At 68.1% G+C, this 8,413-nt stretch carries 9 protein-coding genes; 2 read left to right on the top strand and 7 right to left on the bottom strand.

Going from position 1 to position 8,413, the window contains the following annotated elements; all coding sequences use genetic code 11:
- Together Q0288_RS00195 and Q0288_RS00190 are read right to left on the bottom strand one after the other, a co-directional pair.
- Positions 1–471, bottom strand: a 471-nt coding sequence (locus Q0288_RS00195) for a DUF305 domain-containing protein (protein WP_299425357.1), incomplete at its 3' end; no start/stop codon positions are given.
- A 38-nt stretch (positions 472–509) separates the two neighbouring features.
- On the bottom strand, positions 510–2,459 hold the full coding sequence (locus tag Q0288_RS00190) for a copper-translocating P-type ATPase (RefSeq protein WP_299425354.1): 1,950 nt from the start codon (positions 2,457–2,459) through the stop codon (positions 510–512).
- Between the two features lie 36 nt (positions 2,460–2,495).
- On the opposite strand from Q0288_RS00190, the gene Q0288_RS00185 reads away from it, so the two are divergent.
- Positions 2,496–3,047, top strand: coding sequence for a hypothetical protein (locus Q0288_RS00185; RefSeq protein ID WP_299425351.1), 552 nt, complete (start codon positions 2,496–2,498; stop codon positions 3,045–3,047).
- Between the two features lie 71 nt (positions 3,048–3,118).
- Here Q0288_RS00185 and Q0288_RS00180 read toward each other — a convergent pair whose 3' ends face one another.
- From Q0288_RS00180 to Q0288_RS00170, 3 genes are all read right to left on the bottom strand, one after another.
- A complete protein-coding gene (locus tag Q0288_RS00180; RefSeq protein WP_299425348.1) occupies positions 3,119–4,684 on the bottom strand; it encodes a multicopper oxidase family protein in 1,566 nt (521 codons plus the stop codon).
- A gap of 118 nt (positions 4,685–4,802) precedes the next feature.
- Positions 4,803–5,486 (bottom strand): peptidase M4, encoded by a 684-nt coding sequence (locus tag Q0288_RS00175; protein ID WP_299425345.1) that lies wholly within the window; start codon positions 5,484–5,486, stop codon positions 4,803–4,805.
- 12 nt (positions 5,487–5,498) lie between these two features.
- Positions 5,499–5,735 (bottom strand): SHOCT domain-containing protein, encoded by a 237-nt coding sequence (locus Q0288_RS00170; RefSeq protein ID WP_299425343.1) that lies wholly within the window; start codon positions 5,733–5,735, stop codon positions 5,499–5,501.
- A gap of 256 nt (positions 5,736–5,991) precedes the next feature.
- On the opposite strand from Q0288_RS00170, the gene Q0288_RS00165 reads away from it, so the two are divergent.
- Entirely contained in the window at positions 5,992–6,678 is a 687-nt protein-coding gene (locus Q0288_RS00165; protein ID WP_299425340.1) for a cytochrome c biogenesis protein CcdA, read from the top strand.
- Here the strand turns inward: Q0288_RS00165 and Q0288_RS00160 are convergent.
- Positions 6,646–7,692 (bottom strand): hypothetical protein, encoded by a 1,047-nt coding sequence (locus Q0288_RS00160; protein ID WP_299425337.1) that lies wholly within the window; start codon positions 7,690–7,692, stop codon positions 6,646–6,648. The genes Q0288_RS00165 and Q0288_RS00160 overlap by 33 nt on opposite strands.
- A gap of 21 nt (positions 7,693–7,713) precedes the next feature.
- On the bottom strand, positions 7,714–8,413 hold a 700-nt coding region (locus Q0288_RS00155), incomplete at its 5' end, for an AraC family transcriptional regulator (RefSeq protein WP_299425334.1).

The following is an 8,413-nucleotide window of genomic DNA, read 5'->3' as shown; positions in this document are numbered from 1 at the left end:
GGACATGGCGACGGCCTCCTGGTGGTGGGGGATCATCCCCTCGAGGAAGCTACGGTCGATGGGCATGGCCATCCCCGCCATCGGGGTCATGCCCTGCATGGCGGTGTCCATCATGGGCTTCATGTCCGAGCGCATCATGGCCATGTAGCGCTGACTGGGGGCCACCCCGTACCAGGCCCTGAGCCAGCCGGTGAGCTGGGCGATCTCGCGGTTCTGCACGGCCACGATGTCGCGGGCGGCCTTGAGGATGCGCCCGTCCTTGGAGGCCTTGAGGGCGGCCTGGGCCATCTCCACCGCGCCCCGGTGGTGCTCGATCATCATGGACATGTAGGCGATGTCGTAGTTGCGCCCGGAGAGCTTGTCCAGCTCGGTCATGGCGCTCATCCCCATCCCGCCCATCTGCATGTTGCGGTGATCCATCTGTGCCCAGGCCAAGCCCAGGACGGTGATTATGCTCAAGAGTATCCGCACGTTCCTTCCCTCCATGTACAAGTTTTATCCAAGTCCTGTTAAGTTTTTGTAAAGCGCACCCGGTTGAGCAGCAGGGCATTGAAGGTGACCGTGATGGTCGAGGCGCTCATCGCCAGGGCGGCGAACTCCGGCTTGAGCAGGATGCCCAGGCTGTAGTAAAGCCCCCCGGCGGCGATGGGCAGGGCCACGATGTTGTAGATCGCCGCCCAGAAGAGGTTCTGCTTGATTTTCCCGCGTACCGCCTTGGCCAGGCGGATGCTGCGGGGCACGTCCGCCGGGTTGTTCTTGACCAGCACCACCCCGGCGGTCTCCACCGCCACGTCGGTGCCCGCCCCGATGGCGATGCCGACCTCGGCCTTGGCCAGGGCGGGCGCGTCGTTGACCCCGTCGCCCACCATCGCCACCTTCTTGCCCGAGGCTTGCAGCTCGGCGACCTTGCTGGCCTTGTCCTCCGGCAGCACGTCGGCGATGACCCTGGCGATGCCCAGTTGGGCTCCGACCGCTCGAGCGGTGCGGGCGTTGTCCCCGGTGAGCATGATCGGCTCGATGCCCAGCGCCTTCAGGTCGGCGACCGCCTGGAGCGCCGACTGGCGCACCGCGTCGGCCACCGCGACCACCCCGGCGGCCCGGCCGTCCACGGCGATGAACATCGCGGTCTTGCCGTCGGCGGCGAGCTGGGTCACCGCGTACTCCAGCTCCCCGACTTCCACCTCGGTGGCGTCCATCAGTCGGCGGTTGCCGATCAGAACCTCCCGCCCCTCGGCGGTCGCACGAATCCCCTGACCGGGCACGGAGACGAAGTTCTGCGCCTCGCCCAGGGCCAGCCCCCGCTCCCTCGCTGCTCTGACGATGGCCTCGGCCAGCGGGTGCTGCGAGGGCTGGTCTGCCGAGGCGGCCAGCCGCAGCAGATCGGCCTCGTTGAACCCGCCGTGGGGTCTCAGGTCGGTCAGGCGGGGCTTGCCCTCGGTGAGGGTTCCGGTCTTGTCGAAGACCACCGTGTCAACGCCCGCCGTAAGCTCCAGGGCGGTGGCATTCTTGAACAGCACCCCCTCTCGGGCGGCCTTCCCCACCCCCACGGTGATGGCGGTCGGGGTGGCCAGGGCCAGCGCGTCGGGGCAGGCGATCACGATGGTCGAGACCGCGACCGTGATTGCGAACACCAGCGGCTGGTTGGTGGCCAGCGTCCAGTAGAGGAAGGTCAGCAGGCCTGCCGACAGCGCCACGTACACCAGCACCTTCCCGGCCTGGTCGGCCAGGCGCTGGGCCGGGGCCTTGGAGGCTTGGGCGTTCTTGACCATCTGCACGATGCGCGACAGGGCGGTGTCGGCCCCGACGGCGGTGGCCTGGAAGGTGAAGCTTCCGTTCTGGTTGACGGTTCCGCCGATCACCCTGGCCCCCGGCTCCTTGGCCACCGGGATCGGCTCGCCGCTGATCATGCTCTCGTCCACGTAGCTCTGGCCCGAGGTCACGGTGCCGTCCACCGGCAGGCGGTCTCCGGGCTTGACGATGAGCTCGTCCCCCACCACGACCTGCTCCAGCGGGATCTCCACCTCTTGCCCGCCGCGCTTGACCCTGGCGGTGGCGGGGGCCAGCCGCAGCAGCGCCTCCACCGCCCGCCCGGTGGCGAAGCGGGCGCGCATCTCGAGCCAGTGCCCCAGCAGGCTCAGGGTGGTGAGCATGGCGGCGGCCTCGTAGAAGACCTCCCCCTCGAAGAGAAAGGTCGCGGCCAGCGAGTAGGTGTACGCCACCAGGATGCCCAGGGCGATCAGGGTCATCATGTTGACCTCGCCCCGCCGCAGCGCCCGCCAGGCCGCGCTGATGAACGGCCAGCCGCCCCACAGCACCACCGGGGTGCCCAGCGCGAAGCCCCACAGCCCCATCGAGATGCCGAAGGGCGGCATCTCCGGGAAGCCGAAGATGGCCCCGATGGGGGAGAAGATCAGCACCGGCAGGGTCAGCACCGCCGAGATGACGAAGCGCCGCAGCATGTCGTCGGGGGTGCCGTGGCCCGCGTGCTCGTCGCCGTGGCCCGTCGCCGCGTGCCCGTCGTGGCCCTCGCCCCGGTGTTCGGCGGGGGCCGGGGTCTTGGCCGAGGCGTGGCCCATCGCGGCATGATCCTGCGCGGCCATGACCTGGCCGTGGCCCGTCGCGGCATGATCCACGGCTGCGGGGGCGCTCACTGTCTCGTGGCTTGCCTGGGCCGCGTGGCCCGCGTGGGCGTGGTGGTCGTGTTGGCCGTGGGCTTGCGGCACGTCGTTGCTGGCGACCTTGGGGTGGCCCGGCTGGCAGCAGGACGGGTCGTGCCTGCGCTCGGCGCAGTCGTACCCTGCCCGCTCTATGGCCTGGTGCAGGGTGTCCGGGCCGGTCTGCGCCGGGTCGTAGCTGAGGTGCGCCACCGCCCGGCTGCGATCCAGGTGAACCGCGCCCACGCCGGGCAGGCCCCTCAGAAAATCCTCGAGCCCGCTCTGCTCGGTGCCGTTGTAGCAGTCCTTGAGGGCGACCTCGAGAATCGCCGTGCCTGCTGTAGTCTGCATCTCATACCTCCGGTGGCTGGTGCCCCAGCTTTGCTCCGATAGTATAACCCACCCCAGGGGGGGTGGACAAGAGCTGTGTTACAAATCCTCGTTTAGGATTGCGTATCGCCCGTTCAGGACTGAGACCCCTCAACCTTGAGCACGCCCATCATGCCCCGATCCTCGTGCTCGACGATGTGGCAGTGGTAGACGGTGACCCCCGCGAAGTCGCGGACGGGCACCGCGATCCGCACCACCTCGTCCTTCTTGAGGTTCACCACGTCCTTCCAGGCCCGGTAGGCGGGGGCCTTGCCGTTGCGGCTCAAGACCTGGAAGGGGTAGGTGTGCAGGTGGAAGGGGTGATCCATGTCGGTCTTGTTGACCAGTTCCCAGACCTCGAGGGTGCCCAGCTTGGCGGTGATGTCCACCCGGCCCGCGTCGAACATCCGGCCGTTGAAGAAGAACTCGGCCTGCATCATCCGCTCGCCGAACTCGATGCGCCGGGTGGCGGCGGCCTGGGCCGGGTTCAGCCGCTCTATCGCGCCGAACCCGGTGGGTAGCGGCAACGGCCTGGGGTTGGCGGGGGCCACGACGGTCAGGAGGGTCTCGAGGCGGCTGGCCCCTATCCCCATCATCCCCTGCATTCCGGCCGCGTTCTGATCGCCCGTCGCGGCTCCGCTGGGGTTGCCCTGCCCCCCCATGTTCATGCCCCCGTGATCCATGCCGCCCATGCCTTGGTTGTCGGTCGCCCCGCCCATGCCGCCCGTGCCCCCCATGCCGCCGTGCATCATCATCGCGCCCCGGTCGTAGGGCAGGGCTTGCAGGCGGTAGCTGCCCGCGCGGGTCAGCCGCACCAGCAGGTCGGCCCGCTCGCCGGGGGCCAGCAGCAGCTCCGTCAGCTCGACGGGCTTCTCGACGAACCCCCCGTCGGTTCCGATCAGGTACAGCGGGTGGCCCTCGAGGGCCAGCCGGTAGTAGCGGGCGTTGCTGGCGTTGACCACCCGCAGCCGCTGGGTGGCTTTTTGGGCGCGGAGGGTGGGGCGCTGGGCGGCGTTGACCGTGACCAAGTTGCCCTCCTTGCCGTTCATCCAGTCCATCATGGTGAAGGGGGCCACCCCGCCGCCCGCGAAGGCCCAGTCCTTGAGCACCAGCAGTTGCTCCTCGGCCTCGGCCAGCTCGGGCATCGAGTCCGGCGGCCCCTCCACGATTAAGAACCCGGCCAGGCCCGCGAACAACTGCTCGGCCACCTTGCCGTGGATGTGCGGGTGATACCAGAAGGTGCCCGCCGAGCCTTTGGGCAGGGTGAACTCGTACAGCCGACTCTCGCCCGGCTGGACTTCGGCCAGGGGGTCGTCCACGCCGGGCGAGACGTGCAGCCCGTGCAGGTGCAGGTTGGTGACCTCGGGCAGGTTGTTGGTGAAGTTGAGCCGCACGGTGTCGCCCTCGCGGACGCGCAGGGTGGGGCCGGGGAGGCCGCCGTAGGTCAGCAGCCGCACCGCCCTGCCGTTCACGGTCATGTTGCTCACCCTGGCCGCGACCTCGGCCTCCACCAGCCCGGCCTCCGGGCGGCGCAGGGGGAGCGGTTTGGGGTTGGGGAAGGGGCTGGCCTGGGCGAGGCCGGGCAACTGCGAGGCGACGTAGAGCCCGGCCAAACCGGCGGCACTTCCCTGGACGAACTGTCTGCGGCTGATGGTGTTCATATCCCGATTAGTGTCCCGAACTGCTATTAAGTTCTTGTAAAGCCCCCCCGACCCGGCAGTGCGAGGTGACGAAACAAGGCCGGGGGTTCACCCCGGCCTGTGATGCCTGGCTTTGACCTTACTCGCCCAGGAAGACCCCGTGCCAGGTGTGTACCCAGATCTGGCCGCCGTAGGCGCTCACCGAGAGCATCCCCTCGAGTCCCCTGCGGCCGTAGTCGAAGGTGAAATAGCCCTGAAAGCTCTGGGCCTCGAGCACCTTGGCACCGGGCAGATAGCCCTGTAGGAATTGCTCGGCCAGGCGGCGGGCGTTGGCAAGGTCGTACTGCTCGGCGGAGGCGCTGGGGCTACCCACCAGGCCGGGGCCGCCCATCATCCCGCGCCCCGTCCCGCCGTACCCCGGCCCCGACCGCGTACCCCACATCATGTTGGGGCCGGGCTCGAGGTAGACGTTGCCCGTGTAGCGATCCGCCAAGATTTCCCCCAGCCCTCTGCCCTTGGCATCCACGACCTGGGCGTAGTAGTTCTGGCTAAAGGCCATGAAGTCCTTGAGCCGGGCATCCGGGCCAAAGCGCTTGGCGTAGGTCTCGAGGCGTGTCTTGGCCTCCGCTCTTGCGGTGGGCTGGGCCTGAGCCGGATACACCGCCATCATGCCCATTCCGCCGCCCATCATGCCCTGACCCATCATGCCCAGGCCTTGCCCGTCGGCCCCCATCATGCCCCCATAACCCCGGTTGCCCTGGGTAAAGGCCACTCCCAGCACCAGCAAACCTGCGACTCCCAACCACAGCATCCCGCGTTTCATAGCCGCCTCCACTCACCCCTTCAACTCGCGCCTCATGCGCTCGAAGGTCTCCTGGTCAATCTCGCCCCTGGCAAAGCGTTCGCGCAGGATGTCCGAGGCGCGATCCGGCCCCCCGCCGGGGGAGTTACGCCAAAAGAGCCTGATCAGCAGGTAAACCAGCAGCGCCAGCACGGCCAGCTCGAGCAGCATCCCCAGCCAGCCCCAGCCGCCCATCATGCCGTAACCAAATCCGTATGGATTCCAACCCATTGTCCACCTCCGAATATACCCTACAGGGGTATTGTAAAGCTTGTGTAAAGCCTGTTCGGGACGAATGTCCTTCTATGGCGAGGGTCTGCGCCGGGCGGCGCAATTAACGCTGTTCTTTCGGCCCCGCTTTAGACTGTGGGGTTGTTCAGGTGCCCTCATTTGGGATGGAAAGCCATCCGTATTGCAGAGGTTTTGGGGGCTGTGCGGTGGGTGATGTCGCTGGAAGTATCGGGGGTCGGCGGTCTAGACTAGCTCCATGACCCTCTCGCTGGAAGCCGCCCTCTTCGCGGGTCTGCTCTCCTTCCTATCGCCCTGCGTGCTGCCGTTGGTGCCCACTTATCTGCTCTACCTGGGTGGGGAGCGGGGCCGCCCGATGTTTAACGCGGTCTTCTTTGTGCTGGGCTTCTCGCTGGTGTTTTTGCTGCTCGGCCTGCCCTTTACGATCCTGGGCAGCCTGTTGCTGGAAAACCGCCGCATTCTGGGCCAGGTCGGTGGGGTGGCGATGGTGCTGTTCGGGCTATACCTGTTGGGCCTGCGCCCGGCCTTCTTCGTCCGCCTGACCCACCGACTCAACCTGCGCTACCAGGGCGATGCCTCCAGACCCTGGGGAGCTTTCTTGCTGGGTCTGGCCATCGGGGTGAGCTGGACTCCCTGCATCGGCCCCATCCTGGGGGGCATCCTGACCCTCACCGCCAGCGGCGCAGGCTCCCCCTTCCTATTGGCCTACATCACGGGTCTGGCAGTTCCCTTCCTGCTGGTGGCCCTGCTGGCCGATAGGGCCACCTTGTTCTTACGCCAGGTCAAACGCTACGCCGCCCTTCTGGAGCGCTTCGCCGGGGCCGCCATGTTGGTGATCGGGTTTCTGATGGCCACCGGGCAGTTCACGGTGATGAACGGCTTTTTCCTGCGGCTAACCCCGCAGTGGCTGCTCGAGCGGCTCTAGGGAATCGGATTCGCTGTAGGCAAAGCCCATCAGCCAGCCCACCAGGCCCGCCATCACCACCGCCCCGGCCCACAGGTGGACGCTCCACCAGATGCCGCCGTTCAGGGCCAGGGCCGCCAGGTACAGCGCGGTGAAGCCCGAGGGAAGCAGGGCCGCGAAGAGCGGCCAGCGAAACCCGCCCGGCAGCGGCTTAAGCCCCGCGTACAGCCCGTCCGCCAGCAGCCCGGCCAGCAGCGTCACCGGCCACAGCCAGAACAGGTCGTGCACCGCCAAGGTGAGCAGGCTGGAGAGGCCCACCAGCAGCGTTAGCTGTCCCCCGCGCAGCCGCCAGCGGCGGGCCGCGAACAGCACCACCCCCGTCAGCAGCGCCGCGTACAGCAGCAGGCTGGTCACCCCCATCCCCTCGGTGAAGGAGGCCAAGCCGGGGTCGGCAGGCCGAGCGCCCTGGAAGAACCCGGTGGCCTCCGAGAGCGGGTTGACGAAGGCGGTGAAGAAGGAGAGCAGGGCCAGCAGGTAGGCGCTCGCCGCCACCGCCGCCCAGCCCATCGCCCCCTGATCCCGCGCCCAGGCCGCCCGTAGCGGCCCCGCCACCATCAGACCGCCGCCCAGCGCCAGCAACAGGTGGGTGGGACTGAGGAGCGCCTCGACGCCCACCTCGATGCCGAAAAGGAGGTGCCAGATCATGTCGCCCACCCCGCCCGCCGAGAACAGCGCGATGCCCAATAGGCTGTACTCGTAGCCCGTCGGAACGGCCCCGCGCCAGGTGCCGGTTCTACGCCAGTTCAGCAGTGCCGTCCCGACCAGGTAGGCTGCCAGGGCCAGAAACCCCGAGTAGAGCACCCCGTGCCAGGGGGTGAAAAAGCTCTCGAGGGCCTCCGCGACGCGGTGGTGTGCCCAGGCATCGAGGTGGATGCCCCCGACCATCCAGCCCGAAAGCAGCACCACCGTCCAGTCGAACCGGCGGGCATGGGGGTGCGGGGATGTTCGTGCAATTGGTTTGAAGCTGTTGGTCATGGGTGTCTCCCTACCCACAGGTTAGGGGTGGCGACACAAATTGACTTGAACGGAGCGGCTACTGCCGCCGAAGACCTCCGAAGGTCTGAACCCGAAGGTTTCGCGGAAGACCCGAGCCAGGTGGGCCGAGTCGGCAAAGCCCGCCGCGTGGGCGGCCTCGGTGAGGGTCTGGCCGGAGGCGTACTCGAGGGCGCGAAACAGCCGCTGCCACAGCAAGTAGCGCTGGAGCGAGAGCCCCATCTGCTGGCGGAACAGGTGCCGCAGCCGTGAGGGCGACAGGCCGACCTGCCGGGCCAGGTCGGCGATGGGCCGGGGGGACAGCACCTGACTTCGGGCGATCTGCGCCACCGCCTCCACCCTCGAGTCGAGCCGCAGTGTCGGCTCCTCGGCGGCCAGGTGGCGCAGCAGGTCGAGCGCCAGTCGGTGCGCACCAGGGCAGTCCAGGGTCGCGGGCAGCGCGGCCACCAAGGATTGTAGGGGACGGCTGAGGTCGGGTGAGGCCCAGGTTTTCAGGCCGAGGTTTGCCGTGCCGATCCCGCTTCGCTCGCTCCAGGCCAGCATCATCCGACTCCCCTCGCTCAAGACCAGGTGGGGCGTGTCGGAACCGACCGCGAAGGCCGCGCAGGGTTCGGCGGACGATGCGTCTGACCCCAGGCCCACCCGCATGGAGCCCTCGAGGGTCACCCCGACCTGCACCGCGTGGTGGCGGTGCGGGGTGGAG

It is taken from the genome of uncultured Meiothermus sp. (assembly GCF_937863175.1).
GTDB lineage: Bacteria > Deinococcota > Deinococci > Deinococcales > Thermaceae > Meiothermus.
The sequence above is the reverse complement of the archived record's forward strand: the minus strand, read 5'-3'. Positions and strand labels throughout refer to the sequence as shown.